Source organism: Rothia aerolata (assembly GCF_014635585.1).
Lineage (GTDB): Bacteria > Actinomycetota > Actinomycetes > Actinomycetales > Micrococcaceae > Rothia > Rothia aerolata.
This window is the reverse complement of sequence record NZ_BMDC01000001.1, coordinates 534,139-560,242: the sequence shown is the minus strand read 5'-3', so window position 1 is coordinate 560,242 and position 26,104 is coordinate 534,139. Positions and strand designations below refer to the sequence as shown.

The following is a 26,104-nucleotide window of genomic DNA, read 5'->3' as shown; positions in this document are numbered from 1 at the left end:
GCCCCGCTTGATCTGTGCCGAAACTGGTGTCAATCGCACTGGCTAGGAAAGGCACCACCGTGAAAGTTGACACTGTATTTGAATCTCGCCAAGCTACGAACCACAACAGGAGCTTAGGCGCCTGGGGCGAAAACCTGGCGGTCTCCCTCCTTGAGGCTCAGGGGTATCGGCTCATTGAAAGGAACTGGCGACCCTCAGCCGAGGCACTGGCGGCCAGCGGCAGGCCCAACCCTCGGGGAGAAATTGACGCCGTGATGTTAGCCCCTGAAGGGGAACTTGTTTTTCTTGAGGTTAAAACGAGGTCATCGGCGTCCAGTGGCCACCCTCTCGAAGCTATTGTTGCGCGCAAGGCCCAGAAGCTACGCCAGCTGGCCTACTCCTGGCTGGACTCTCCCTCGCCCGTGCACTTTACAGCCCTGCGCATCGACGCCGTGGCCATTACCGGCAGCCCCCAGACATTCTGCTTTGAGCACCTCAAGGCGGTGGCCTAGATGGCCTTTGCAAAAACCTATTCGGTAGCACTGGTGGGAATTCAGGGACACATGGTAGAGGTTGAGGCCGATATTTCCCAGGCCCTTCCCGGTTTTGTACTACTGGGCTTACCCGATACCGCCCTCAACGAGGCGAAAGACCGGGTTCGCTCTGCCGCTAAAAATGCCGGAATTCCCCTGCCCCCGCGCAAAATTACGATCAACCTGACCCCGGCGACCCTACCCAAGCGGGGCTCTGCCTTTGATCTTGCCCTGCTGGTGGCAGCCCTCCAAGCGGCTGGGGAACTCAAGCCCTCCGGGGCTACCGTCTTTTTGGGAGAGGTTGGCCTTGACGGTTCCATCCGGCCCGTTCCGGGTATTTTGCCGGCGGTTCGCTCGGCTGTTGAAGCGGGCTTTAGCACGGTGGTGGTTCCCGAAGCCAACGCATCAGAGGCTGCCCTGGTGCCAGGTGCTGAGGTGCACAGCTATGCTGCGGTGGCCGAGGTCTTTCTTGCTTTAGGGGCGGACGCCGCCGGCCTCCGCTATCCCGAGACCTCCCCGGCGCGGGAGAGTGCTGTCTCTGCCGGGCAGCCCCTGGTCAAGGTTGACATGGCAGATGTTTCGGGGCAAACCGAGGGGCGCCTAGCCTTAGAGGTTGCTGCCGCCGGAGGCCACCATATTCTTTTCAAAGGCCCGCCGGGTTCTGGCAAAACCATGCTGGCTGAAAGGATGCCGGGCATCTTACCCGAGCTAGATGATGACTCCGCCATGCAGGTCACCGCTATTCATTCGCTGACCGACGGGAGCAGGCAGCGAGATGAGCTGGTGCGTAGACCGCCCTTTGAAGCACCCCATCACACAGCAACAGCGCCCTCGATTCTAGGTGGAGGGTCGGGGCTGCCAAGGCCCGGCGCTGTTTCCCGGGCTCACCGAGGCGTTCTCTTTTTAGACGAGGCTCCGGAGTTCAAGCGGCACGTGCTGGATTCTCTGCGCCAACCTTTGGAGACCGGGGAAATCATCATCGACCGGGCGGCGGCTTCGGCCCGCTATCCCGCCCGTTTTCAGCTGGTCTTGGCAGCTAACCCCTGCCCCTGCGGAAACAACACCGGGCGAGGGCTACAGTGCACCTGCAGTTCGCGGGAGCGGCGCTCGTATTTTGGAAAGATTTCAGGTCCCCTACTCGACAGAATCGACCTGCACATTACCGTTCCCAAGGTCTCTTCAGCTGACCTTGCACTGACCACGGAAAATGAAGCTAGCGCGGCGATCCGTGCCAGGGTAGAGCAGGCTCGGGCAGCTCAAAAGGAGAGACTGAGACCCTTTGGGCTGAAAACCAATGCAGAGACCAATGGCAAGATTCTGCGTGGGCCACTCAATCTTTCTCCGGAACTCACCGGAGACCTCAAAAGCGCTGTGGACCGGGGAACGCTGACCGCCCGGGGCTTTGACAGGGTACTGAGAACTGCCTGGACTCTGGCTGACCTCGACGGAGCAACCAGCCCTCGTAAGGAACATCTGGACCTTGCCCTGTATTTTCGAAACATGGGTCAGGAGACCCCCTAGAGAAAGTAGAACCATGACCTATCGGATAGACGAAGACCCCCTGGCAGAAGTAAGGAGCGCTCGGGCAGAGATTCTTCACCTGGCAGAGCCACAGGATCCCTGTGTTCAGCTCTCACTTTCTCTCCTGGGCGCCCCAACCACCGCCGATTTGCTCAGCCAGCGGAAGCCGCTGGACGACGTCCTGACAGAGCGGGCAGAAGACCTCGCAGAGCTTGCCGCCCACACCTGGCAGGAGTGGGCACAGCAGATGCAAACGCGCATTAAAAACTGGGCCGGGCGGAAGAGGCCCTATACCTTTGAACGGGAGATGGAAATCGCGGGTCGGTTGGGTGCCTGGGTGATGATTCCAGAAGACCCTGACTGGCCAGAGCAACTTCATGACCTGGGAGCTGATGAGCCCTTTGCCCTGTGGGGCAGGGGAGACAGAACTCTGCTACAACATTTGAGTTTGCAGGGGAGCGTGGCGGTGGTGGGCTCGCGCGATACGACCTCCTACGGGAACTCAGCCACCACCCACCTGGCGGGCGACCTTGCCGCGCAGGGCTATACCATCGTTTCCGGCGGTGCCTTTGGAATTGACGCGGTGGCCCACCGGTCTGCTCTTGTCACCGCTGCGGGGCCTCTTTCCACGGTGGCTCTGATGGCGGGCGGGGTAGACCGGCCCTATCCCAAGCACAACGAACAGCTACTCAGCGAGGTGATTCAGCGCGGCCTGCTTCTCTCCGAGGTGCCCCTGAGCTATCAGCCTACCCGCTGGCGGTTTCTCCAGCGCAATCGGCTCATCGCGGCGCTGGCATCTGTGACCGTGGTGGTCGAAGCCCGCTGGCGGTCAGGCGCGCTTAACACCGCCCACCACGCCCTAGAAATTGGCAGGGAGGTTCGGGTGGTACCCGGTCAGATTTTCTCACCCAACTCAGAAGGCTGCCACAGGTTGCTGCGAGACGGGCTAGCCCAAATTACTACCTCGGCCAGCGACATCACGGAGTCGCTCAACCAGCACCTGCAACCGGAACAAGAACACCTGTTTGAGAGCCCCGAAACATCCGAGATAGGCCAGCTGAGCGAGGCCGAACAGCGAATTTGGGATGCCCTGCCCCTGAGAAACTTTGCCGCAACCGAGCACCTGGGAGTCATGGCGGGGGTTGAGGGAAGAAACCTTCTACTGGGGCTGTCGCAATTGGCGCAGAAAGGTCTGGCTGAACAAACAGCTCAGGGATGGCGAAAGTCTAAGGCCTATAAGAAAGCCACATGAACCGCCGGCCAGAGGGGATTGATAGAATGGGGCAATGATGAGCCAGCAGAGTAGAACAGCACCGGAGTCAAACCTTGCTGCCACCCTGCCGCTGGGAGCCGAGGCTTTAGACCGCGACCGGGTCTTTACCCGGGCGCTGGAGAGCTACAGCCGCTACCTGCACTACGAAAAATTTAGGTCCCAGCAGACCATCACCGCCTACCTCTCCGATCTTGGCTCCTTCTTCGCCTTCGCCCTTCGGCACGGGGCTGAGAACCTCAACGAAATTAACTTACAGACTGCCCGCTCCTGGCTGGCCAGTCTCCACAGCGCCAAGTCATCGACCGCCCGCCGCACCTCATCGCTGAAAACCTTTTTTGCCTGGGCTGAGGATGAAGGGCTGGTGGATGCCAACCCGGTTCTAGTTCTTACCAGCCCCAAAAAAGATCAATTCCTACCCGAGGTGCTGAGTAAGAAGCAGATGAGCGCGCTCATCACCAGGCTTGAAGAACTCATCGCCCAGAACCCCTCTGACCCTCACCCCCAGCGGACCCTCGCCGTCATTGAACTTCTCTACTCCAGTGGTATTCGTATTTCTGAGCTGTGCAGCCTGAACCTCTCCAACATTGACCGAGAACAGCACACGCTGAGAGTCATCGGCAAGGGCAACAAAGAAAGAATCGTGCCCTTTGGTCTTCCAGCCCTTAAAGCTCTCAACCGCTGGGTATCTTCCGGGCGCAGAACCTGGTTTAAGCAGAACCAAGGCACAGTCCAAGACGCCCTCTTCATCGGCCCCCGCGGCGGCAGGGCCAACCCGCGCCAAATCAGAAAAGACCTCAACGATCTTCTGGCAGCCCTTCCAGACACCGAAGCAAGCGGGGCACACGTTTTCCGCCATACCGCAGCCACCCACATGGTAGACGGCGGTGCTGACATCAGAGCAGTCCAAGAGCTCCTGGGCCACAGCACCCTGGCCACCACCCAGATTTATACCCACGTCTCAGTGGAGAGACTAGCCAACACCTACCAGCAAGCCCACCCCAGGGCATAGGAGGTCTCCGATGCACACCGGGGGAACAGTCTATATCCTCGCCGCGCAGCGCTCGCTGATACCCCATATCCAGTGGGTTCTCGAATCCGTGCTGGCCGAGAAGCCAACTTACCGCTGGCAACAGCAGAAAGCCATGACCGGTTTTAGCACCTGCAGCCTTGTCTGGCGGGATGAAAGCGGCACCGGCTCCCTGCTGGCTTCAGCGCTTCGGGAGGTGCCCAACCTCTGGTTTGAAATCAGTGAAGAAGGAACCGCAGAAACCTTACCCGGCTGGTTCATGCATACCCCTGATCTGGGCGTTTTCTACACGGTTACCGACCACGCCGGTAACTTTATGGTCAGCGAAGACAGAATCCGCTCCGCCTACGAGAAGTCCCATGGGCGGCCAGACCAGCTACTCAGCCAGCTTTCTGCTGCGCTGGGTGAGCCTTGGAACGATGAGCTTGAGCCGCTACGCGCCGACCTCGACCGCGGCCAGCCTCAGCCGCTCACGCGCTCGTCCTAAGAATTACCCATAAAGGCAAAGAAAGGGGCTCTCCACTCGGATGAGTGGAGAGCCCTTTCTACAGTCTTTCCTGCTTTAGACGCTACGGAAGACCGCAACCGCGTTGTGGCCGCCGAAACCGAAGGAGTTGGAGACAGCTGCAATCTCGCCCTCGGGCAAATCGCGGGCCTCGGTTACAACATCCAGATCAATCTCGGGGTCCTGGTTTTCCAGGTTGATGGTGCAGGGAGCCTTGCGGTCAGCAACAGCCTTGACGGTCAGAACCGCCTCTAGCGCACCGGCACCGCCGAGCAGGTGGCCGGTCATCGACTTGGTCGCAGAAACCGCAATCTTCTTGGTGTGCTCACCGAAGGCCGCGTGCAGGGCGTTGGACTCGGGAACGTCACCGGCCGGAGTCGAGGTAGCGTGGGCATTAACGTGTACCACGCTGGTGGGGTCTACCTGGCCGTCTTCCAGAGCCTCCTTGAGAGCCCGGGTAGCGCCAAGAGCAGAGGGATCGGGAGCGGTGATGTGGTAGGAGTCTGCCGAGACTCCGGTGCCTGCCAGCTCAGCGTAAATACGGGCGCCACGGGCCTTGGCGTGCTCTTCTGACTCGAGCACGAGCACAGCAGCGCCTTCACCCATCACAAAGCCGTCGCGGTCGGTGTCGTAGGGGCGCGACGCTGCGGCGGGGTCGTCATTACGGCGGGAGAGAGCCTGCATCTTGGCAAAAGCAGCCAGCGGCATGGGGTGAATAGCGGCCTCTGAGCCGCCAGCAATTACAACGTCCGCCTTGCCAGAACGAATCATGGCCAGACCCAAAGAAAGAGACTCGGTGGAGGACGCGCAGGCAGAAACTACGGTCTGTGCGGCAGCGCGGGCCTTGAAAGTCATTGACACAGCAGCGGCATTGCTGTTGGGCATGAGCATGGGCACGGTCATGGGCATCACGCGGCGGGGGCCCTTATCGCGCAGGGTATCCCAGGCATCCAGCAGGGTCCACACGCCACCAATGCCGGTACCGAAAGCTACGCCGATGCGCTCGGGGTCAAGTTCTTCAGCATCCTCTGCGTTTTCAGCGGAGAATCCGGCATCTTCCCATGCCTCGCGTGCAGCAACCAGAGCGTACTGCCCCGAAGGATCATGGCGCTTGGCTTCAACCTTGCTTAGACGGCCGGATTCAAGGGGGTCAACAGCCAGGCGACCAGCGATGCTCACCGGCAGGTCGTGTTCTTCAACCCAGCTGTCTTCGAGCTTGATAATTCCAGAGACACCCTTGAGGGCGTTCTCCCAGGTAGTCGCAACGTCGCCGCCCAGGGGTGAAGTAGCACCCAGACCGGTCACCACAACTTTATGAGACATCTTCACGCTTTCTAGAGATATGGAAAGGAAAGGCTAAAAGTTGGGCGCAGCCACCAGATTTGGCCGCGCCCCACAAGCTAATTACTTAGCGTTTTCGATGAAGTTCACTGCATCGCCAACGGTCTTGAGGTTCTTGACCTCTTCGTCGGGAATGGTAACTCCGAACTTCTCTTCAGCGTTGACAACGATGGTCATCATTGAGATGGAGTCGATGTCGAGGTCTTCGGTGAAGGACTTGTCCATCTGAACGTCTTCTACGTTGACGCCGGTCTCTTCGTTAACGATTTCTGCCAGACCTGCGCGGATCTCTTCAGTGTTAGCCATGTTTGGCTCCTTTGCTTTGAGTGAGCGAAGTTCTTTCGCTGTTTTTAGCCTTAAAAGGGGCTACCTTTTCCGTCTTGATTCTACTCAATCGAAAAAGACTTCCGTTAGAGTTTATCGTTATTTTTGCCTTAGCTGTCGCTCATTAGCGCTGCCAGTGGCAAAAATTGGGGATTGTTCACACCCTATTTGAACTAGCCGGTTGGTTTAGGGGAGCACAACCACCTGGGCCGCAAAGGCCAGGCCAGCACCAAAACCAATCTGCAGGGCGAACTTGCCCGAGAGCTCGGGGTTCTCCTCGAGCAGGCGGTGGGCAGCCAGCGGAATGGAGGCGGCTGAGGTGTTACCGGCGTCTACAATGTCGCGGCCTACCTTGACGCTCTCCGGTAGCTTGAGGGTCTTGACCATCTGGTCAATAATGCGCTCGTTAGCCTGGTGGGGAATTAGGGCGCCGAGTTCATCGGGGGTGATGCCGGCGTCTTCCAGCGCCTGCTTGGCCACCTTGGCCATCTCCCACACTGCCCAGCGGAAGACCGAGGGGCCGTCCTGGCGCAGGGTGGGCCAAATCTTCTCGCCCTCTTGCACGGGGTTGGCAACGAAGTCGCGGTTACGGATTTCCAGCAGAGAGTGGGTCATACCCACGGTATCCCAGCGGGAGCCGTCGGAGCCCCAGACGGTGGGGGCGATTCCGGGAGTATCTGATACACCAACAACCGCCGCACCGGCGCCGTCACCGAGCAGGAAGGAGATAGTGCGCTCGGTGTTGTCGATGAAGTCGGTCAGCTTCTCCACGCCGACCACTACCACGTTGCGAGCAAGGCCGGAGCGAACCATGGAATCAGCCTGGGCGATTCCGTAGCAGAAGCCCGCGCAGGCGGCAGAAATATCGTAGGCGGCGCACTTTGAACCCAGCGAATCTGCCACCAGGGTTGCCATGGAGGGGGTGGCGTAGGGGTGGGAGACGGTGGCGATAATGACGCCGTCGATTTCGTCGCCGGTGATACCCGCCTTCTTGACCGCCTCGGCGGCTGCCTCTTTGGCCATGTCAACGGCAGAGATATTTTCTGAGGCGCGCTGGCGGGTGACGATACCGGTGCGCTGGCGAATCCACTCGTCGGAGGAATTGATGGGGCCGGCAATCTCATCGTTGGTCACCGAAAGGTCTGGGCGGGATGCGCCGTAGGCCAGAATACGGGAGAACTGGTGGGGCACTGTCTGCTTGAGTGTAGTCATGATTTTCCTAGAACCTGTTTCAGTGAAATCTCTTAGTTGGTGAAGGCGGCTGCTGCCTGGTCAAGGTCTGCGGGGGTGTTCACCGCAATGCCGGGGGTGCCGCGCATGCCGCGCTTGGCCAGGCCCACCAGAGTGCCGGCGGGAGCGAGCTCAACCACCGCGGTGACCTCGCGGGCAGAGAGGGCCTCCATGCAGAGATCCCAGCGCACCGGGCGGGTAACCTGAGCTACCAGAGAATCCACCACGGCCTTGCCATCGGCTACCGCCTGACCGTCGTAGTTAGAGAGAAGCTCAGCCTGGGGGGCAGCGAGCGAGAGAGTCTCGGCAAACTCCTGCAGGGGTGCCACAGCTGACTCCATGAAAGAGGTGTGGAAAGCGCCCGCAACCTTCAGCGGAATCACGCGGGTCTTAGCCGGAGGATTCTCGGCAAAGTTCTTGAGATCTTCTAGAGCACCGGCGGCTACAATCTGACCTCCGCCGTTGGAGTTCGCCGCGGTGAGATTGGCTGCGGAAATCGCCTCGCGTACGTCCTCCTCCTTACCCCCGAGGACGGCGCTCATGCCGCTGGGAGCCGCCGCGGCGGCGTCCGCCATACCGGTGGCGCGTACCTTAATGAAGCGCATGGCGTCTTCCTCACTCAGTACTCCCGAAAGCGCTGCGGCAGTTACCTCACCCACCGAATGGCCGGCAAAGATTACCTGGGAGGCATCAAAGGCAGGGTTTTTCTTCAGCTGGCTACCGGCGATAATACCAGCTGCCACAATGAGGGGCTGGGCCACAGAGGTGTCTTTGATGGTCTCTTCGTCAGCCTCGGTGCCGTAGTGAATCAGGTCAAGGTCAACCGCAGCCGAGAGCTTCTCAAGATGCTCCCGCACTCCGTCAATTTCTAGCCAGGGAGCCAGAAAACCGGGCTTCTGCGAGCCCTGACCCGGGCATACTACAGCAATCATGGTGATGAATCCTTACTCTATGGAAGATCGGGTAGCCGAAGGGTACCCTCGGCGCTATCTGTATGAAATCCTACCCCAGCCCTACCTGCCGAGAGCGGGAGTTAATCTCAGAACTTACAAAACTGTACGGTCGGTACAAATAAGAGTCCGGACAAAAAATTGAGGTGGACCCCTCAGGAATCCACCTCAATTTTGGCCTAGATTTTACTCTTCGCCATTGGGCTCGGTAGCCGGCTTGTTCTCATCGATTTTGTACTTAGCAAAGGCCTTTGCAGGTACATCTGCATCAACCTCGCCGCGCTGAGCAAGCATCTGCAGAGCACGAACAGCGATTGATTCAGCATCGATGTTGAAGAAGCGGCGGGCACCGGCACGGGTGTCAGAGAAGCCCCAGCCGTCGGTACCCAGAGTTGCAAACTCGTTGGGCACGTACTGGCGAATGCCATCCATCAAATCAGAGTTGAAGTCAGAGACAGCAACGATGGGGCCGGTTGCGCCTTCCAGCTGAGAAGTCACGAAGGGAACCCGGGTCTTCTCGCCACCGGAGAGGAAAGCCTCACGCTCGGCGTCACGACCGTCACGGCGCAGCTTGGTCCATGAAGTAACAGACCAAACATCAGCGGAAACACCCCAGTCATCAGCCAGCAACTCAGCGGCACGGCGGGCCCAGGGCACACCAACGCCGGAGGCCAGCAACTGGGTGCGGGGGCCGTCCAGCTGGGATTCCTGAACACGGTAGATACCACCGATGATGCCCTCTACGTCAACATCCTCAGGTTCAGCAGGCTGAATAATGGGCTCGTTGTAGACGGTCAGGTAGTACATCACATTGTGGTCTTCATCCTTGGTACCGTACATGTGCTCGATACCGCGCTCCACGATGTGGGCAATTTCGTAACCGTAGGCAGGGTCGTAGTGAATCACAGCGGGGTTGGTTGAAGCCAGAACGGGGGAGTGACCGTCCATGTGCTGTAGACCCTCACCGGTCAGGGTGGTGCGGCCCGCGGTACCGCCCACAATGAAGCCGCGGGTCAGCTGGTCGCCAGCTGCCCAGAAAGCATCGCCGGTGCGCTGGAAACCGAACATCGAGTAGTAGATGTAAATCGGAACCATGGGCACACCGTGGGTGTCATAGGAGGTACCGGCAGCGGTAAAGGCAGCAGCACCGCCCGCCTCGTTAATGCCCACGTGCTGAATAACGCCCTGAGGAGATTCCTTGTAGGAGAGCATCAGCTCGCGGTCAACCGCCAGGTAGTTCTGACCCTTGGGGTTGTAAATCTTCGAGGTGGGGAAGAAGGAGTCCATACCGAAGGTACGGGCCTCATCGGGAACAATTGGCACCACGCGCTCGCCGAAGTCCTTCTCACGCATGAGGTCCTTCATCAGGCGCACAAAGGCCATGGTGGAAGCAGCCATCTGCTTACCGGAGCCCTTCTTAGAAGCCTTGAAAGCCTTCTCGGTGGGCAGGGTAATCTCGGGCTGGGTGTTCTTGCGGGCGGGCAAGAAACCACCGAGCTTGGCGCGGCGCTCCAGAACGTACTTCATCTCGGGAGCATCGAAACCGGGGTGGTAGTAGGGAGGATTGTAAAGATCCTTCTCCAGCTCCTCATCGGAAATCGGAATACGCAGTGAGTCACGGAAGGTCTTGAGATCATCCATGGTCAGCTTCTTCATCTGGTGGGTAGCGTTACGAGCCTCGAAGTGGCTACCCAGGCCGTAGCCCTTAATACCCTGAGCCAGAATAACGGTGGGCTGACCCTTGTGTTCCAGAGCTGCCTTGTAGGCGGCGTAGACCTTGTGGTAATCGTGGGCACCACGCTTGAGTGACCAAATCTCGTCGTCGGTCATATCTGCAACCAGTTCCTTGGTGGCAGGGGAGCGGCCGAAGAAGTGTTCGCGGATGAAGCCGCCGTCCTCAGCCTTATAGGTCTGGTAGTCGCCGTCCAGGGTCTCGTTCATAATGCGAACCAGATCGCCGCTCTTATCTTTCTCCAGCAGGCTATCCCACTCGCGGCCCCACAGAACCTTAATAACGTTCCAGCCGGCACCGCGGAAGAAGGCCTCAAGCTCCTGAACAATCTTGCCGTTACCGCGTACCGGGCCGTCAAGACGCTGCAGGTTACAGGAAACAACGAAAGTCAGGTTATCGAGGTTGTAGTTGGCAGCAATCTGCAGAGCACCGCGTGACTCGACCTCATCAAGCTCGCCGTCGCCCAGGAAAGCCCAGACGTGCTGATCCGAAGTGTCTTTGATGCCGCGGTCATGCAGGTAGCGGTTGAACTGAGCCTGCCAAATCGCGTTGATGGGACCAATGCCCAAAGACACGGTGGGGAACTGCCAGAACTCGGGCATGTTGCGGGGGTGCGGGTACGAAGGCATACCCTGCTCCGCCTTGGTCTTCTCCTGGCGGAAACCATCGAGCTGCTCTTCGGTGAGCCGGCCCTCAAGATAAGCACGAGCATAGTTACCGGGGGAGGAGTGACCCTGCCAGAAAATCTGGTCGCCGCCACCGGGGTGTTCGGGGCCGCGGAAGAAGTTATTCAGACCAACTTCGTAGAGGGTAGCGATACCCGCGTAGGAAGAAATGTGACCACCCACGCCAATGGTTGCCTTCTGCGCTCGCTGAACCATAATGGCAGCATTCCAGCGCAGGTAGTTGCGGAAGCGGCGTTCCAGCTTCTCATCGCCAGGGTACTCGGGCTCCTGGTCAACGGGAATGGTGTTCACGTAGTCGGTGGTGGTCACCATGGGAACGGAAACGCTACGGCTTCCGGCACGCTGAAGAAGCGAACGCACAATAAACTGAGCGCGCTCGGTACCCTGAGCATCAATGAGCTCGTCGAAGGAATCAATCCATTCCTGGGTTTCTTCAGTGTCGGTATCGGAAAAACTATTGGTCAGTGCACTCAGCACGTGATCGTTAGTATCTGAGGGTCCCACTAGCTAACCTCTCTCGGTAGTTATTGTGTGCGTAAGGGCCGCCTGCTACCTCGCAGTCAACCCCTACAGGTTTTGGGTACTAAAGACCCAAAACGGTATCACCATCTATGTTGTCACAAAAAGGTAAATAACGGTTGAGAGATTCTTGCCCTGAGGGCTGAACTTGAGGGTCATTTCAGTCACAGACACCAAACTTGCAAGAAAGTTGCCCACAAATGGTCGTGTTTAGTTGCGTGAGCGGGGTGCACCGTGTTCAGTAGTTCTATAGGGGATTTTTAGAATCCATTTTCAGCCGCACCCGAGACTTCTCGGGTGCGGATAAGACGATACTTTCAGGAGGACATCAGTGAGCGAGACCAAGACCGCTGCAGATCAAGCGGCAGTCCAGTTTGGTTTCAAGGATGGGGATCTCATCCAGGAATTTGGGTATGACGACGACGTCGATTTCGACTTGCGTGACTCCCTGGAAGCTCTGGTGGGCTCCGAACTTCTGGACGAAGATGACCAGGAGGTAGTGGACGCCGTTCTGCTCTGGTGGCGCGAAGAGGACGGCGATCTCATCGACGGCCTCATGGATGTGCTGGGCAGCCTTGACGAGGGTGGCGTGATTTGGCTTCTGACCCCCAAGTCGGGTAGGGAAGGCTACGTTTCGCCCCTGGATATTCAGGAGGCAGCTCCCGTTGCCGGTCTGCACGTGACCACCACCGAGACTGCTGGCCCAGAGTGGGCGGCTACCCGCCTGGTGACCAAGCAGGTTCGCTAAGACTTTTGATTCTCCGCCCCCGGGGCGGAGAATTTTTTTAAAAAATTTTTGCTCCGCTTTCCCCTTGATTTTCCGGGGATTTTGGCGCACTATGTGAAGTGGAACAACCTGTTTTCTGCTTGATGGGCTGTTTCTGACTTGCGCCCAAAAAATCATGTGCGTATAGTATTTCTTGTCGCCGCGATGAAGGAAACGAAATCGCAGAGACGGTATGGGTCTTTAGCTCAGCTGGTAGAGCGCCACGTTTACACCGTGGATGTCATCGGTTCGATCCCGGTAGGACCCACCAACCAAAAGCCCCGCTTCGGCGGGGCTTTTTTGTATGCTCAGGGTTTTGTTGGGATATAGGGCAACTCTGTGTCCCACCCGGTCAGGAGCCGGCTTCTGAACAAGAGCCGTTTATTAAGCGGCTCTTTGCAGAAAAGCCGGCTCCTCATCAAACCAGTGCTCGGTCACTTTGCCAGAATGGGGCAGTGCACCGAGTCGCCGCTTCGATTGCATATCGCCGCTTCGACGACGTTTCGCCGGTTCTTGACCGGCGAAACGTCGCTGAAACGGCGACTCGATGAATTCGTTGAAACAGGATAACTGCACTGGTTGCCAGAATCACCGAGTGGCCATTTTTATACCGTTTTTGGCTGATTTTCGGTATAAAAATGGCCTTTCGAGAGATCTCAGCTGGGGAAGGGTACAAGTTTCTTCTTACTGGGCAGCCAAAGGGACAAGCAGGGTCCCCGAGTACAAGTATTGTCTTGTACCCGGGGACTTTGCTTGTACCCTAAGGACTGCGCTTGTACTGTTGGGCTTTCAGTGGGAACTTACTTGTACTTTGGGGTATCGCTTGGAACCTGCTTGTAGCGAGAGAGCCTGTTTCAGCTCAAGACTCAAGTACCCTACCGCAGTTGCTGGAATTTTGGGCGGTGTGTAGCTGAGGTTAGCTTATGGGGCTAACCTGTGGGGTTGGTTCTCGTGTGTTTGCTGGGGACACAGATTTGCCCTAATAACCTGGCAGTTTGTACAGGGTTGTCTCGGGTGTACAGCGGTATCTCTGTACATAAGAGACAACCCTGTACAAACCGGGAGTAGGAGTAGCCCGAGGTAGGGTACACTTTTCTACCTGTTAGCCCAGTTTTGAATCATCAATCGTAAGAGGTAGCCCTTGAATAACTTTCGCCCCAGACACCTCACCGCAGTAGGCCTGTCTCTGGCCTGGTTGCTGATTTCCCTCTTCTTCATCAGCCAGGGAACTTTTGTGACGATGTGGTCAATCTTCGCCCTGATTGCCCTGGCGATTGGAGCCGCCGCCCTCTGGGTTCTCTTCAACGACCGCCCTTAGGGGAAGTGGACTGTGCCCCTGAACATGCGTTCACCCTCTGGAAAAAATTCATAAAAACGGCTTTCCGCTGGCGCAGACAACGTACGATTGAGTCATGACTGAAAATAATTCAAAAAAGGCACAGATTGGCGTTACCGGTTTGGCAGTGATGGGTGCAAACCTCGCTCGTAACCTGGCGCGTAATGGATACACAGTCGCCCTGCACAACCGCTCGGTAGAGAAGACTGACGCTCTGCTTGAGGCTCATGGTTCTGAGGGCGACTTTATCCGTACTGAGACCTTGCAGGAACTGGTGGACTCTCTGGAGTCTCCCCGCCGTATCTTGGTGATGGTTAAGGCTGGTCAGCCCGTAGACGCCGTCATTGAGCAGCTGGCGCCCCTGCTGGATAAAGACGACATCATTATCGACGGCGGTAACTCCCACTTCCCCGATACCATCCGCCGCGAACGAGAACTGGCTGAGAAGGGCCTGCACTTTGTGGGTGTGGGTGTCTCCGGTGGTGAAGAGGGCGCCCTGTGGGGCCCCGCCATCATGCCCGGCGGTTCCGCTAAGTCCTACGAGTCTGTGGGCCCCATGCTCGAGAAGATCGCGGCTAAGGCTCCCCAGGACGGCGCTCCCTGCTGTGCCTGGCTCTCCACCGACGGCGCGGGCCACTTTGTGAAGATGGTTCACAACGGTATTGAGTATGCCGACATGCAGGTGATCGGCGAGGCCTACGATATTCTTCGCTCGGTTGCCGGTATTAAGCCGGCAGATCAGGCTAAGATTTTCCGCTCCTGGAACGAGACCGAACTGAACTCCTACCTGATTGAGATTACCTCTCAGGTGCTGGAGCAGGTTGATGCTCAGACCGGCAAGCCCCTGGTAGACGTTATCGTTGACCAGGCAGGCCAGAAGGGCACCGGTGGCTGGACCGTTCAGGCAGCCATTGACCTGGGCACCCCGATTACCGGTATTGCCGAGTCGGTTTTTGCACGCGGTCTTTCTTCTTCTAACACCGCAGCCCGCGAGGAAGCTCAGAAGGAGCTTCCCGCCGGCCTCATCGCAACCACCGGCGTAGCCAATGCCGATGAAGAATTTGTAGAAGACGTGCGTAAGGCTCTCTTCGCCTCCAAGCTCGTTGCCTACGCTCAGGGCCTGGATATGCTCCAGGAAGCTGCCGACCAGTACGGCTGGACCTACAAGCTCGACGTCGTGGCCTCCCTGTGGCGGGCAGGCTGCATTATCCGTGCAGAACTGCTGGGTGAAATCATGGAGGCTTACTCGGGCGAGAACATTCCCAGCAACATGTTGCTGGCACCGGGCTTCAAGTCCCTGATGGAAGACCTGCTTCCTTCCTGGCGCCGCGTGGTGGCTAAGGCAACCGCTCTGGGTATTCCGGTGCCCGTCTTCTCATCCTCCCTTTCCTACTACGACGGTCTGCGCCGCGACCGTCTGCCCGCTGCCCTAATTCAGGGCCAGCGCGATTACTTCGGTGCGCACACCTACAAGCGCATTGACGCAGAGGGCGACTACCACGTGATGTGGACCGAGGACGACCGCCGCGAGGTCAACGCCGCAGACGTGCACGTGCACTAAACGGGCGCCGTCCTGAAACCACAAAGAGCCGCCGGGAAACCTCCCGGCGGCTCTTACTTATACCCAAAAACTAAATCCACATGGCGGGGTCGATGTACTCGACGGCGTCCACCAGCGGCTCCTTCTTCTCGGGGGTGCGGGGCTTGGACTTGGCGGGAATGCCGGTGATAATCGAATCAGCCGGGTGGTCGTGCACCACTACCGCGTTACCGCCGATGGCCGAGTCTGCGCCGATGGTGACGGGGCCGAGCACCTTGGCACCGGTACCGATGGTTACGCGGTCGCCAATGGTGGGGTGGCGCTTGACCTTCTCGAGGGAGCGGCCGCCCAGGGTGACCTGGTGATAGAGCATGACGTCGTCGCCCACCTCGGCGGTTTCGCCGATCACGATGCCCATGCCGTGGTCGATGAAGAAGCGGCGGCCAATGGTGGCTCCGGGGTGGATTTCAACACCGGTGAGAAAGCGGGAGAACTGAGAGAGGGTGCGGGCTGCCAGCTTGGTGGAGTCTTTCTGCCAGAGTTTATGAGCCAGCCGGTGCATCCAGATAGCGTGCATGCCTGAGTAGTTGATGATGATTTCTAGGTTGCTACGGGCAGCCGGATCATGAGACTTAACCGTTGCTAGGTCTTCGCTGAGACGCTCAAAGAATGCCATTTTCTCTCTCCGTGTGCTGAGGGGCCTAAAACTGTTAGATACAACCCACAGTCTCACATAACTATTCCCATTTTAGGCAGAAAAATACTGTAATCGGAAAATAAAAAGTGTGCCCCCTCACCGGGAAGGGGCACACTTTTGAGCTAGTCAGCTCAAAGATTGGCTACTGTTAGCCGCGGATGTCTTCGTAGAGAATGGTAGAGATGTAGCGCTCACCGAAGTCGGGAACGATAGCCACAATCAGCTTGTCTTTGCTCTCTGACTTCTTTGCTTCTTCCAGGGCTGCATAGATTGCTGCACCGGCGGAGATACCGCCCAGAATGCCTTCCTTGGTACCCAGGGAGCGAGCTGCTTCCACGGCGTCCTCAGCGGAGACGGCGGTGACGGCGTCGTACACCTCGCGGTCCAGAGTGTCAGGAATGAAGTTAGCACCCAGACCCTGAATCTTGTGGGGGCCAGCCTTACCGCCGGAGAGCAGCGGGGAGTCCTTGGGCTCAACAGCAACAACCTTGACGTTGGAGTTCTGCTCCTTGAGGTACTTGCCCGCACCTGAGACGGTGCCACCGGTACCAACACCGGCAACCAGAACATCTACCTTGCCGTCGGTGGCATCCCAAATCTCGGGGCCGGTGGTCTTGTAGTGAATCTCGGGGTTAGCCTTGTTGGAGAACTGGGAGGCGAGAATGGCGTTGTCGGTAGAATCGACGATTTCCTGGGCCTTTTCAACAGCACCGCGCATGCCGTCTGCACCGGGGGTCAGCACGATTTCTGCACCGTAGGCGCGCAGCATGACTCGGCGCTCGGTAGACATGGTTTCGGGCATGGTCAGAATAACCTTGTAGCCGCGGGCAGCACCAACCATGGCCAGGGCGATACCGGTGTTGCCCGAGGTACCCTCAACGATGGTGCCGCCGGGCTTGAGCTGGCCCGATGCCTCAGCGGCGTCGATAATAGCCTTACCGATACGGTCTTTAACCGAGTTTGCGGGGTTGTAGAATTCCAGCTTCACGGCAACGTTGCCGGGCAGGTCTGCATCGAGACGGTTCAGGCGAACCAGGGGAGTGCCGCCGATAACCTCGGTGACGTCGCTATACATTTTTGCCATGAGAGTCTTCCTTTCTATGACTTCTTCATTACGCTTCTTTGTCATACTTTATTAGAAAAAGGTACGTCACCCCAGGACGCAAGCAACGTAGCGTAATTTTTGCTTGTTTCCGCTACTCAGCCACGCAGATATTCAGAGTAGTTCTGGCGAGCCTTGGAAATTTTCGGGTTGATAATTGCCTGGCAGTAACCGGCAAACGGATTGTTAGCGTAGTAGTTCTGGTGGTAATCCTCGGCCTCCCAGAACTTTTCCAGGGGCTCGATTACGGTCACGATTTCCTTACCCCAGAGCTTCTCTGCCCGCTCCTTGGCGGCTTCAAAGAGTTGCTTTTGCTCTTCGTTCTCGTAGTAGAGCGCCGAGCGGTACTGGCTACCAACATCTGCCCCCTGGCGGTCCCAGCTGGTGGGGTCGTGGGAGGTAAAGAAAATATCGAGCACGGTCTCGGCAGGAATAACCGATTCGTCAAAGACCACCCGGTCTACCTCAACGTGGCCTGTGGTTCCGCTACAGACACTGCGGTAGTCGGGGTTTTCGGTGTGCCCGCCGGTGTAGCCGCAGGTGCTCTCCTGGATTCCCTGAAAGTTGCGATAGACGGCGTCGATACACCAGAAGCATCCACCGCCAAGTACAAAGGACTGCACTGTTTTTATGCCTTTCTGCCGATTGCTTTTCACTGGTTCAAACGTGCGTGCCGCCCTGTTTATTCCGTGAAAGAATAGAGCCATGACTACTCTGAAGACTCCCACTCTGGGCGATGTTGTTGATGCTTTTCACGAGCTTTACCCTGCCCACCTGGCTGAGAGCTGGGATGCCAGCGGCCTGGTGGCTGGCCGCCGCAGCACCCCGGTAGAGCGGGTGAATTTCGCCGTTGATGCTACGGTGGCCACCGCCGAAGAAGCCGCGGCGGATTCTGCCGGTTTGCTGATTACCCACCACCCGCTACTGTTGCGCGGTGCCAATTTTCTTCCCGATACCGACTACAAGGGCGCGGTGCTACACACCCTGATTGAGAACCGCTGCGGTCTGCTGGGCGCCCACACCAACGCCGATGCTGCGGTGGACGGCGTCAACGAGGCTTTGGCTGCGGCCCTCGACTTGCGCGATGTTGAGGTTCTCGCTGAGGCCAAGGAGCAGGAGCTGGACGGCGCTGTACGGCAGGTTGGTCTGGGACGGGTGGGCCGCCTGGCCCAGCCTCTGACTCTGAAAGAGCTGGCAGAGAAACTGGCGGAAATTCTGCCCGCCACCGCAGGCGGCTTAAGAATTGCAGGCGACCCCCGCCTGAGCGTAGAGCGGGTGGCGCTGTGCGGCGGCGCTGGCGATTCCCTCTTTGACGCGGTACGTGCCGCCGGGGCCGACGTGTATATAACCGCTGATCTGCGGCATCACCCCGCATCAGAACTGCGAGAAAGAGCCCTGATTGAGGGCAGTGGAAAGCCCGCGCTCATTGACTGCTCTCACGCGGCCAGCGAGTGGGTATGGCTGGCGGGAGCCGCCCAGAAGCTCAAAGATCTTCTTGCTCAGCGCGGCTTTGCCATTGACTATAAGGTATCGGAGCTCAACACCGACCCCTGGGACTTCCGCGTCTCAACCGGCGAGGTAGAGGGCTCGGCTTCAACCCGCTACTAGTCTTCGGCTATCACCAGGGTCAGCTGACCGGGCTTCTTACCGCTGGGATAGTCCACCTCAAGATCCCAGTCTTGAGAGGCCTGCGCCAGCACTTCTTCAATATCGGTCAGCTGACTCAGACCCTGTGTCACCAGATAGCGGGCAAACTCGCCTCGAAAGTGCTTGGCCATGTGCGAGACAACCTTGCGGGCGCCGTCGGCGGCTTCTTTCTCCACCCGCACCGCAAAGGTGCGTTCGGGGTGGGGGAGCCAGGCCTTAGCGTAGGCGGAGGAGCGGCAGTCAATCACCAGGTCATCCTGGGCGAGAGAGTCGAGAGCCTGGGTCAGCTCGGGCTTCCAAAAGGTAGCCAGGTTTCCGCAGTCCCCGAGTTTGACCCCCATGGAGAGACGGTAGGCGGGAATCCGGTCGGTCAGCTTCACCACACCCCACAGCGCCGAGACCACCAGAACCGACTCATCGGCAGCCGCGGCGGCGTCGTCGTCCAAAGAAGAATAGTCGAAAGCCTCAAAGAGCACCCCGGTGTAGACCGAGGACGCCGGGTGGGCGGGTTCATCGAGGATGCGCCGGTTGCGCTCGACCTCAGCCGCCAAAGAGGCACCCACCTTGAGCTGTTGCAGGGCATCTTCCTCAGCCGATACCCTGATAAGCTCCTCGGCAATTCGCTCGCGTGCCTCGGTGAGTTCAGGAAAAGACAGATCGCCCAAATCTACCGGGGCACCCGTTTCAGCTGCGGTCTTGCCCTCAGACGGCGGAAGCAAAATCAACAATGCAAACTCCTTGGTGTACAGTAGAAAGCTGAACAGGGCACCCAGGCAATCGCGAGGGAAACCTTGAGGAAAGTCCGGGCTCCACAGCACAGGATGGTAGATAACATCTACCCACGGCAACGTGCGGGCCAGTGCCACAGAAAACAAACCGCCTGCCAGCAGGTAAGGGTGAAAAGGTGGGGTAAGAGCCCACCAGTACCCCGGGTAACCGGGGTAGCTCGGTAAACCCCATTCGGAGCAAGGCCAAATATGAACACGCCAGACGGTTGTGCGCCGAAGTGTTCGGGTAGGCTGCTTGAGCACCCCGCGAGGGAGTGCCTAGATGGATGATTGCCACCCGCCCCGTTTCAGAGGCGGGCACAGAACCCGGCTTATCGGGTGCCCTGTTCTACCAGCCTAGTTTTCATCGTCTAGCTGGTCGTGGCCAAAGGGGTCGGGGTCGGTACCGGGCAACCAGGAGTTACCCTCGACAGTCCAGCCCTCCCGCTTAATCACCTTCTTGGACTTGGCGGTCCACTTCTTGTTGAGGCGGTTCACGTAGAGCTTTCCATCCAGGTGGTCGGTCTCATGCTGCATCACCCGGGCAAACCAGCCGGTTGCCTCAAAGGAAATAGGTTCGCCCTTCTCATTCAGTGCTGAGACAGTTACCCAGTCAGCGCGCTTTAGCGGAAAACCGTAGCCGGGGAAGGAGAGGCAACCCTCTTCTTCGGTATTCGGATCAGGGTCGGCGCTAGAAATCTTTCCCAGGGTGAGCACCGGGTTAAGAATGAAGCCCCGCTCGGGCACGCCGTCGTCATTGGGGTACTTGTAGTTGAACATGCGAAGACCCACGCCCACCTGCGGCGCTGCCAGGCCAACGCCGTGGGAAGCATCGAGGGTTTCATCCATGTCAGCCATGAGCTTGCGCAGATTGTCATCAATGGTGGTCACCGGCGCAGCTGGCCGGTGCAAGACGGGATTGCCGTGAATGACGATCGGAAGAATAGCCACCTTTACTCCTTCAGGTTCAGAGAATCTAGTCTTATTGTAGAAAAACAAAAGGGTCGTTACGGCGATTACCGTAACGACCCTTTTCATTCGGGGTGATCGACGGGGGTTGAACCCGCGACCTCCTGGACCACAACCAGGCGCTCTGCCAACTGAGCTACGACCACCATGTGCTCCGCTTGATTTTTCAACCTCGCGTTTGCAACAGGAAATACTCTATAGGAGTTTTCAAGAAATGCAAAATCGACAGCTCGGTTTTTCGGGTGATGGCGCTCACCGACAGTTCGCTGGTGCGTTTGCCTTAAATTTCTTGGCGGGTTTCCTGAATTCTGCGGGCAATTTTCTGGGCTTCATCAGAGTCGGGGCCGGGCGCTTCAACAAAGACAGCCTCGCGGTAGTAGCGTAGCTCATCAATGGAATCCCGAATATCGCCCAGGGCGCGGTGGTTACCCGTTTTTTCGGGGGCGTTGTAGTGGGCCTTGGGGAACCAGCGGCGGGAGAGCTCTTTAATGGTGGAAACATCAATCACCCGGTAGTGCAGGTAGTCAATCAGCTCGGGCATATCGCGCACCAAAAAGGTCTTGTCGGTGCCGATCGAGTTGCCGCCCAGCTGAGCCTTACCGGCTTCGGGCACGTGGGCCTTGATGTAATCCAGAACCTGCTTCTGAGCTTTTTCCATCGTCATACCCTGGTCGAGTTCTTCAAGCAGGCCGGAGTTTTTGTGCATGGTGGTCACAAAATCGTTCATCTGCTCAAGGGCTTCCGGGCTGGGCTTGATAACAACATCTACACCCTCTCCCAGAATATTCAGCTCAGCATCGGTCACCAACGCAGCAACCTCAATCAGAGCGTCGTCCTCAAGCGAGAGACCGGTCATCTCGCAGTCAATCCATACAATTCGTTCATTTGAAATAGACACGCTTAAAATCTACTCGCTGCCAATAGAGTTTTCTAATCTTTCGGAGCAAACCGGTAAACTCAAGACAGCGCGACTTGTTTAAATGTTTACTCTGGCTTTGCGCACCACCTTTTGAATCAGCCTTAGTTTTTAGACTTACCAGGAAGTTCAAGCAGGAGCCTCATGAGCAGTATTGATCCGGAGCGGTTACCCGCCACGTCAGCCCCCGTACGGCAAGGCCGCTACATCTACGGTAGCCCGTTGCGCACCGTCGTCGTCGGTACCATCGGTTCCCTGCTGATGATGCTGGGTTCATTCGGCGTGGGGTGGCTGGCAGATGCCTCGCCCCTGAATCGTCTGGATTTCATCATCTCTCTGCGTTATAACGCCGGTGCGATTATTTTCTGCATCGCCCTGCTCGCCATTGGTGGCATGATGATGTGTCGAGAGTGGTTGCGCCTCTCGCAGAAACTGGTGGTCTGGCGGGGCAGCGCCAAATTCTGGACCTGGCTAGCGATTATTCTTTGGACTGCCCCTCAGCTGCTTGCGTTTCCGCTCTTTAGTCGCGACATCTTCTCTTACTTTGCCCAGGGGCGAGTGATGCAGGCAGGGCTCAACCCCTATGAAGTTGGGGTCTCGTCCATTAACAACTTCTTCCAGTACGGCGCCGATCCGCTCTGGGCACAGTCACCTCCGCCCTACGGCCCGGTCTTTCTATGGATTGAGCAGTTCATCGCCTGGGTGGCGGGAAACAATATTGACGCAGGCATCTACCTCTTTCGCGGGGTAGCTCTGATTGGTGTGGGACTGATTGCCTACTTTGTTCCCAAGCTGGCGGCCCTGCACGATATTAACGAGACGCGGGCACTGTGGCTCATCGTCGCCAACCCGCTTTTTATTGCCCAGTTTGTTACCGCCGGGCACAACGACTCCCTGATGACCGGCCTGATGCTGGCCGCTGTCTACTACGCCGCGGCGCACCGCAACTGGAAGGGAGGTCTGCTAGGCACCACCCTGATGACCATGGCGGTGGCGGTCAAGCCCATCGCCCTGGTAGCTCTACCCTTTATTGGTTTGCTCTGGGCAGGACGACGCGCCACCTGGCTCCGAAAGTTCTTGTTCTGGGCTCTGACCCTGGCCATTTTTGTGCTGGAAATGGCTGTGATGGGCTTTATCAACGGCTTCGGTTTCGGCTGGGTAGGCGCTCTATCCACCACCGGTGGCCAGTGGATTTGGTACGCTCCCATTGGCTTTATCACCATGTGCCTGGGGCTGGTAGCCTCTGCCCTGTTTGACAGCAATATGGTCAGCGAATTCCGAGACACTATCGGTTCGGTGGGCAAGCTGATTGGCATGCTGGGTGCGGTTGTGGTGATGTTCGTGGGCCGTGACGAGAAGCTGATTCGCCGGGTCGGAATTGCCCTGGCTTTCGTGGTGGTTTTCTCGCCTATGATTCAGTCCTGGTACCTCCTCTGGTTCATTCCCTTCTTTGCTGTGTCTGGCATTCGCACCGACTGGCAGCTCGACTTCTACTTCATTACCACCCTCTTCTTCATGATTTACGCGATTTCCGACCAACTGGACGTTTCGCCCTACCTGCAGGATTTCGATATGAACATGGGCCGGTTGCTGGCTGTGGTGATTTCCCTGGCCTACGCCTGCTACCTGGTCTTCCTCGACCCTGCAACCCGCCGAGTGCTCCGTCGCGGCCGCCGCTCAACGATTTATCAGATGGTGATTTAACCAGGGGCTATTTAGAGAGAATCTAATCGTGCAGGGCGGGCAACCGGCATCTTGGGGCATTTGTACCGGGTAGGCTAGTTGCCCGCCCTGTTAGCTTCTTTCGTCTCAGCCTGAGACCGTTTTTAGTAGGGGGCCTTTTCTTCTAGGGCTTCTTTCGTTTCTCCGCTCTCAAAGCCAGTTGATTCTGAGGTATAGACCGCGGTATTGGTGGTCTCAGCGACTGCGGCTTCAAAATCCTCATGTGAGCCTGAATTCGCGTGATTTTCAATCTTTAGTATCTCACCGGTGTCGGTATTTACGGGAGCGCTGGCTGCCATGGGGGAGTGCTGGGTTCTTCCCTCGGCGTCCTGCTGAACCTGCTTTCGCTCCGGCTTGATGTAGCTCGAAGGTCCCATATTGAGATCATGCCCCACCGCCGTGGCGTCAATCTCTGCGCTCACCCGAGGGCGGCCCTCCTTGTCCGTCCACTCCCGAATATTGAGGCGGCCGGTCACGATGACTGGTTGGCCCTGGTATAGGCAGCGGCCACAGTTCTCAGCTAGCGACCGGTAGGTTCTCACCTGGTACCAGCTGGTGGTTCCCTCCCGCCACATTCCCTGGTTGTAGTCATACCAGCGGGGAGTGGTGGCCACACTGAAGTTGGTGACCGGCGTGCCCGAGGGCAACGTATTTGTGCTGGGTGTTTTACCTACATTGCCTCGAATGGTTACCAGATCGGTCATGATGTTCTCCTTTGGTTGTCTAATTGACCGGGCACCTTCAGACTGCACGGAAAAATTCTTGTGGAGAAGAGAAAATTAAAATCTGTGGATAAGTCGGGCAAAAAATACCCAAAAAGGGCGCCTGTGTACAGAGGTTTGGGTTATCCACAGACTTCTGTGTCCACAATTTCCTCAAAGCTGGACAAAAATTACCTCAGCTTTTTAGCGTGAGGGCATGACAACACAGCAAGAAACCACAGCTACCTATCCCGGCTGGGTGAGGGACTCATCCACCCGTGACTACTTTGAAAAGGAGTGGGGAAAGGTACCACTGAGCGAAGAAACTATCTTCGAGCAGCTATGCCTGATGACCTTCCAGCTGGGGCTGACCTTCACTACCGTACTAAGCCGCCGCCAGGCCCTGTATAACCTGCTGGGCGGCTATAATTTAGAGAAGGTGGCAGCTCTGGAAGACGAGGTTCTTGAGCAAGCCACCCAGAACCCCGCTATCATCCGAAACTTCTATAAGCTCAAGGCCTGTAGGGATAACGCAAGAGCTCTCATTGAACACGATATAGACCTGGCAGACCTCTTTCTCAATGCTTTTTGCCGGCCGATAACGGTAGATACAGTGGGAGATTTGCCCCGCACCCACGAAGCCAGCGATGACATTTGCCGGTCGCTGAGACTGGCGGGACTACGCTATATCGGGCCGGTCGGGGTGTGTTCTGTTGCGCAGGCACTGGGGCTAATTCAGGTTAGATTGGCTACAGTTGGAGCCAACAGTTGAGCAGGTCTCAGCCAGACCGGTAGGCTTTCTAGGGTGAAAAGCCCCGTAACTGATTATCTTGAAGATCTGCTGACCTCAACTCGCGATGAAAACAGCGGTGAACTTGCAGCCTACATTCCAGAGCTGGCCAAAGCAGACCCCAATAAATTTGCTATCGCTTTGACCACCGTTGATGGTCGCTCCTACGCGGTGGGCGACGTTGACCACGAGTTCAGTTTGCAGTCTATTTCTAAGCCTTTCGCCTACGCCCTCGCTCTGGCAGATCGCGGACTTTCCCATGTGATTTCAAAGGTGGGGGTTGAACCCTCGGGCGAGGCCTTCAATGAACTTTCAGTCGAAGAGGGAACCCAGCGCCCCGATAATCCCATGATTAACGTTGGCGCAATTGCCATCCATTCCATGCTGGTCAGCGATTCTGCCGGTCAGCAAGAACGAATTGACCACCTGCTAGATTTTCTTTCTCGCCTGGCTGGCCGTCAGCTTCATATTGATCAGTCGGTCTTTGAGTCTGAGAAAGAAACAGCCCAGCGAAATCTGGCCATGGCCCACATGCTCAAAAGCTTTGGCCTCTTTGAAGCTGAAGCCCACGAAGTGGTCGAGGGCTACATTGCCCAGTGCGCCATCAAGGTTAATGTGCAGGATCTATCGATAATGGGCGCTACCTTTGCCAACGGCGGTGTACAGCCGATTACCGGCGAACAAACCGTGGATTCGATTGTGGCGCGCCAGGTGCTATCAGTGATGGTTTCGGCGGGTATGTACGACGGATCGGGCACCTGGTTTGCGCAAGTGGGTATTCCGGCAAAATCCGGTGTCTCCGGCGGTGTGCTGGGTGTGCTACCCAGCCAGCTCGGTATCGGTGTTTTCTCACCCCGCCTCGATGAGAAGGGCAACAGCGTTCGTTCCATTGAGGTATTCAAGCAGCTTTCAGCTCAGATGGGTCTGCACATGATGAATGCAGAGGCCTATAGCTATGAGGCAGTTCGCCTGGTGCGGCAGGTCGGTTCGGAGACAGTGATAGAGCTTCAGGGCCGTCTTGAATTTACTAACGCCGAAGAGACCCTGCACCGGCTAGAGAACATGAAGTTAGAATGCGCCGATCTGGTGGTTGACCTAACTCGGGTCTCCGAGGCCAACCGCGTGGGTAGGGCCATGCTGTTGGACGGTCTGAACGCTATTCAAGACGAAGGCATTCAGGTTTCCTTGCTTGACCCCGACAACGTGCTCAAAATGCGGGGCGAGTGTGAGGACGACGGTATTCAGGTTCTCAGCGCAAGCAGCGAGTAAGTAACGTGGCGAGTAGCTGGTGACTTTGCCCTGGAGCTGGGTGGGGGAGTAAGATAGCTCAGGATTGTTTGCTCACCCAGCAAATATCTCAGCCTCAGTAGCTCAGTGGATAGAGCAGGAGCCTTCTAATCTCTTGGTCGGGGGTTCGACTCCCTCCTGGGGCGCAAGCTGGAAACCCGTTTTTACCCTAGTCAGAATAGGGAAGCACGGGTTTTCTATACCCAAAAATACCCCCTGTGCCCACATTTTGCACGGCAACCCC

General features: G+C 57.4%; 24 protein-coding genes, 3 tRNA genes and 1 other RNA gene. 15 read left to right on the top strand and 13 right to left on the bottom strand.

The annotated features are described in order from the left end of the window. Window positions 1-59: 59 nt before the first annotated feature. The 5 genes from IEV00_RS02465 to IEV00_RS02445 are packed head-to-tail and all read left to right on the top strand — an operon-like array spanning window position 60 to window position 4,820. Window positions 60-491: a YraN family protein gene (locus IEV00_RS02465; protein WP_188358737.1), complete on the top strand. Its 432-nt coding sequence runs from the start codon at window positions 60-62 to the stop codon at window positions 489-491. Further along, complete coding sequence (locus tag IEV00_RS02460) at window positions 492-2,033, top strand: YifB family Mg chelatase-like AAA ATPase (protein ID WP_188358736.1); 1,542 nt, start codon at window positions 492-494, stop codon at window positions 2,031-2,033. It abuts the gene before it with no gap. A gap of 13 nt (window positions 2,034-2,046) precedes the next feature. Next, window positions 2,047-3,285 carry a DNA-processing protein DprA gene (gene dprA / locus IEV00_RS02455; RefSeq protein WP_188358735.1) on the top strand — a complete coding sequence of 413 codons (1,239 nt, stop codon included), beginning with the start codon at window positions 2,047-2,049 and terminating at the stop codon, window positions 3,283-3,285. 34 nt (window positions 3,286-3,319) lie between these two features. After that, complete coding sequence (locus IEV00_RS02450; RefSeq protein WP_229723021.1) at window positions 3,320-4,315, top strand: tyrosine recombinase XerC; 996 nt, start codon at window positions 3,320-3,322, stop codon at window positions 4,313-4,315. A 10-nt stretch (window positions 4,316-4,325) separates the two neighbouring features. Beyond that, window positions 4,326-4,820 (top strand): DUF3145 family protein, encoded by a 495-nt coding sequence (locus tag IEV00_RS02445; protein WP_188358734.1) that lies wholly within the window; start codon window positions 4,326-4,328, stop codon window positions 4,818-4,820. Window positions 4,821-4,895: 75 nt separating this feature from the next. On the opposite strand, the gene fabF is transcribed toward IEV00_RS02445, so the two are convergent. The 5 genes from fabF to aceE all read right to left on the bottom strand — a co-directional run bounded on the left by fabF (window position 4,896) and on the right by aceE (window position 11,605). Continuing rightward, window positions 4,896-6,161 carry a beta-ketoacyl-ACP synthase II gene (gene fabF, locus IEV00_RS02440; protein ID WP_188358733.1) on the bottom strand — a complete coding sequence of 422 codons (1,266 nt, stop codon included), beginning with the start codon at window positions 6,159-6,161 and terminating at the stop codon, window positions 4,896-4,898. 81 nt (window positions 6,162-6,242) lie between these two features. Beyond that, complete coding sequence (locus IEV00_RS02435; protein WP_188358732.1) at window positions 6,243-6,485, bottom strand: acyl carrier protein; 243 nt, start codon at window positions 6,483-6,485, stop codon at window positions 6,243-6,245. A 204-nt stretch (window positions 6,486-6,689) separates the two neighbouring features. Next, window positions 6,690-7,715, bottom strand: coding sequence for a beta-ketoacyl-ACP synthase III (locus IEV00_RS02430; protein ID WP_188358731.1), 1,026 nt, complete (start codon window positions 7,713-7,715; stop codon window positions 6,690-6,692). 32 nt (window positions 7,716-7,747) lie between these two features. Further along, window positions 7,748-8,665, bottom strand: coding sequence for an ACP S-malonyltransferase (locus IEV00_RS02425; RefSeq protein ID WP_188358730.1), 918 nt, complete (start codon window positions 8,663-8,665; stop codon window positions 7,748-7,750). Window positions 8,666-8,869: 204 nt separating this feature from the next. Beyond that, window positions 8,870-11,605: a pyruvate dehydrogenase (acetyl-transferring), homodimeric type gene (gene aceE, locus IEV00_RS02420; RefSeq protein ID WP_229723020.1), complete on the bottom strand. Its 2,736-nt coding sequence runs from the start codon at window positions 11,603-11,605 to the stop codon at window positions 8,870-8,872. A 346-nt stretch (window positions 11,606-11,951) separates the two neighbouring features. Between aceE and IEV00_RS02415 the strand changes: the two genes are divergently transcribed. The 4 genes from IEV00_RS02415 (at window position 11,952) to gnd (ending at window position 15,283) form a co-directional block, all read left to right on the top strand. Further along, on the top strand, window positions 11,952-12,368 hold the full coding sequence (locus tag IEV00_RS02415; protein ID WP_188358729.1) for a DUF3052 domain-containing protein: 417 nt from the start codon (window positions 11,952-11,954) through the stop codon (window positions 12,366-12,368). 213 nt (window positions 12,369-12,581) lie between these two features. Further along, window positions 12,582-12,657: transfer RNA gene (locus tag IEV00_RS02410), tRNA-Val, on the top strand. Window positions 12,658-13,527: 870 nt separating this feature from the next. Further along, window positions 13,528-13,704: a hypothetical protein gene (locus IEV00_RS02405; RefSeq protein WP_188358728.1), complete on the top strand. Its 177-nt coding sequence runs from the start codon at window positions 13,528-13,530 to the stop codon at window positions 13,702-13,704. Between the two features lie 94 nt (window positions 13,705-13,798). Beyond that, complete coding sequence (gene gnd / locus IEV00_RS02400; protein WP_188358727.1) at window positions 13,799-15,283, top strand: NADP-dependent phosphogluconate dehydrogenase; 1,485 nt, start codon at window positions 13,799-13,801, stop codon at window positions 15,281-15,283. A gap of 70 nt (window positions 15,284-15,353) precedes the next feature. Here gnd and epsC read toward each other — a convergent pair whose 3' ends face one another. The 3 genes from epsC to msrA all read right to left on the bottom strand — a co-directional run bounded on the left by epsC (window position 15,354) and on the right by msrA (window position 17,684). After that, complete coding sequence (gene epsC, locus IEV00_RS02395; protein WP_188358726.1) at window positions 15,354-15,938, bottom strand: serine O-acetyltransferase EpsC; 585 nt, start codon at window positions 15,936-15,938, stop codon at window positions 15,354-15,356. A gap of 169 nt (window positions 15,939-16,107) precedes the next feature. Next, on the bottom strand, window positions 16,108-17,043 hold the full coding sequence (gene cysK / locus IEV00_RS02390; RefSeq protein ID WP_188358725.1) for a cysteine synthase A: 936 nt from the start codon (window positions 17,041-17,043) through the stop codon (window positions 16,108-16,110). A gap of 116 nt (window positions 17,044-17,159) precedes the next feature. Continuing rightward, window positions 17,160-17,684: a peptide-methionine (S)-S-oxide reductase MsrA gene (gene msrA, locus IEV00_RS02385; protein WP_188358724.1), complete on the bottom strand. Its 525-nt coding sequence runs from the start codon at window positions 17,682-17,684 to the stop codon at window positions 17,160-17,162. An 82-nt stretch (window positions 17,685-17,766) separates the two neighbouring features. Here msrA and IEV00_RS02380 point away from each other — a divergent pair, with 82 nt between their 5' ends. Then, on the top strand, window positions 17,767-18,669 hold the full coding sequence (locus tag IEV00_RS02380; RefSeq protein WP_188358723.1) for a Nif3-like dinuclear metal center hexameric protein: 903 nt from the start codon (window positions 17,767-17,769) through the stop codon (window positions 18,667-18,669). Here IEV00_RS02380 and IEV00_RS02375 read toward each other — a convergent pair. Beyond that, the gene (locus tag IEV00_RS02375) at window positions 18,666-19,436 is read right to left on the bottom strand and encodes a YaaA family protein (protein ID WP_188358722.1); all 771 of its coding nucleotides are present in this window, start codon (window positions 19,434-19,436) and stop codon (window positions 18,666-18,668) included. The genes IEV00_RS02380 and IEV00_RS02375 overlap by 4 nt on opposite strands. Before the next feature lie 33 nt (window positions 19,437-19,469). Here IEV00_RS02375 and rnpB point away from each other — a divergent pair. Continuing rightward, an RNA gene (gene rnpB / locus IEV00_RS02370) (RNase P RNA component class A) lies at window positions 19,470-19,826 on the top strand. Window positions 19,827-19,832: 6 nt separating this feature from the next. Here the strand turns inward: rnpB and def are convergent. The 3 genes from def to orn form a co-directional block, all read right to left on the bottom strand. Then, window positions 19,833-20,426: a peptide deformylase gene (gene def / locus IEV00_RS02365; protein ID WP_188358721.1), complete on the bottom strand. Its 594-nt coding sequence runs from the start codon at window positions 20,424-20,426 to the stop codon at window positions 19,833-19,835. Window positions 20,427-20,517: 91 nt separating this feature from the next. Then, window positions 20,518-20,590 (bottom strand) — tRNA-His (locus tag IEV00_RS02360). Between the two features lie 134 nt (window positions 20,591-20,724). Continuing rightward, the gene (gene orn, locus IEV00_RS02355) at window positions 20,725-21,342 is read right to left on the bottom strand and encodes an oligoribonuclease (RefSeq protein WP_188358720.1); all 618 of its coding nucleotides are present in this window, start codon (window positions 21,340-21,342) and stop codon (window positions 20,725-20,727) included. Window positions 21,343-21,504: 162 nt separating this feature from the next. Between orn and mptB the strand changes: the two genes are divergently transcribed. After that, window positions 21,505-23,064, top strand: a complete 1,560-nt coding sequence (gene mptB, locus IEV00_RS02350) for a polyprenol phosphomannose-dependent alpha 1,6 mannosyltransferase MptB (protein ID WP_188358719.1) — start codon at window positions 21,505-21,507, stop codon at window positions 23,062-23,064. A 122-nt stretch (window positions 23,065-23,186) separates the two neighbouring features. On the opposite strand, the gene IEV00_RS02345 is transcribed toward mptB, so the two are convergent. After that, window positions 23,187-23,786: a single-stranded DNA-binding protein gene (locus tag IEV00_RS02345; protein WP_188358718.1), complete on the bottom strand. Its 600-nt coding sequence runs from the start codon at window positions 23,784-23,786 to the stop codon at window positions 23,187-23,189. Between the two features lie 214 nt (window positions 23,787-24,000). On the opposite strand from IEV00_RS02345, the gene IEV00_RS02340 reads away from it, so the two are divergent. The 3 genes from IEV00_RS02340 to IEV00_RS02330 all read left to right on the top strand — a co-directional run bounded on the left by IEV00_RS02340 (window position 24,001) and on the right by IEV00_RS02330 (window position 26,006). Further along, window positions 24,001-24,555, top strand: coding sequence for a DNA-3-methyladenine glycosylase I (locus IEV00_RS02340; RefSeq protein ID WP_188358717.1), 555 nt, complete (start codon window positions 24,001-24,003; stop codon window positions 24,553-24,555). A 33-nt stretch (window positions 24,556-24,588) separates the two neighbouring features. Then, window positions 24,589-25,842, top strand: coding sequence for a glutaminase (locus IEV00_RS02335; protein ID WP_188358716.1), 1,254 nt, complete (start codon window positions 24,589-24,591; stop codon window positions 25,840-25,842). Between the two features lie 91 nt (window positions 25,843-25,933). After that, window positions 25,934-26,006, top strand: a tRNA-Arg gene (locus IEV00_RS02330). Window positions 26,007-26,104: the final 98 nt, after the last annotated feature.

Coding starts and splice junctions, on each gene's coding strand:
- IEV00_RS02460 (WP_188358736.1), top strand. CDS start 492: ATGGCCTTTGCAAAAACCTATTCGGTAGCACTGGTGGGAATTCAGGGA.
- dprA (WP_188358735.1), top strand. CDS start 2,047: ATGACCTATCGGATAGACGAAGACCCCCTGGCAGAAGTAAGGAGCGCT.
- IEV00_RS02450 (WP_229723021.1), top strand. CDS start 3,320: ATGATGAGCCAGCAGAGTAGAACAGCACCGGAGTCAAACCTTGCTGCC.
- IEV00_RS02445 (WP_188358734.1), top strand. CDS start 4,326: ATGCACACCGGGGGAACAGTCTATATCCTCGCCGCGCAGCGCTCGCTG.
- fabF (WP_188358733.1), bottom strand. CDS start 6,161: ATGTCTCATAAAGTTGTGGTGACCGGTCTGGGTGCTACTTCACCCCTG.
- IEV00_RS02435 (WP_188358732.1), bottom strand. CDS start 6,485: ATGGCTAACACTGAAGAGATCCGCGCAGGTCTGGCAGAAATCGTTAAC.
- IEV00_RS02430 (WP_188358731.1), bottom strand. CDS start 7,715: ATGACTACACTCAAGCAGACAGTGCCCCACCAGTTCTCCCGTATTCTG.
- IEV00_RS02425 (WP_188358730.1), bottom strand. CDS start 8,665: ATGATTGCTGTAGTATGCCCGGGTCAGGGCTCGCAGAAGCCCGGTTTT.
- gnd (WP_188358727.1), top strand. CDS start 13,799: ATGACTGAAAATAATTCAAAAAAGGCACAGATTGGCGTTACCGGTTTG.
- epsC (WP_188358726.1), bottom strand. CDS start 15,938: ATGGCATTCTTTGAGCGTCTCAGCGAAGACCTAGCAACGGTTAAGTCT.
- cysK (WP_188358725.1), bottom strand. CDS start 17,043: ATGGCAAAAATGTATAGCGACGTCACCGAGGTTATCGGCGGCACTCCC.
- IEV00_RS02380 (WP_188358723.1), top strand. CDS start 17,767: ATGACTACTCTGAAGACTCCCACTCTGGGCGATGTTGTTGATGCTTTT.
- mptB (WP_188358719.1), top strand. CDS start 21,505: ATGAGCAGTATTGATCCGGAGCGGTTACCCGCCACGTCAGCCCCCGTA.
- IEV00_RS02345 (WP_188358718.1), bottom strand. CDS start 23,786: ATGACCGATCTGGTAACCATTCGAGGCAATGTAGGTAAAACACCCAGC.
- IEV00_RS02340 (WP_188358717.1), top strand. CDS start 24,001: ATGACAACACAGCAAGAAACCACAGCTACCTATCCCGGCTGGGTGAGG.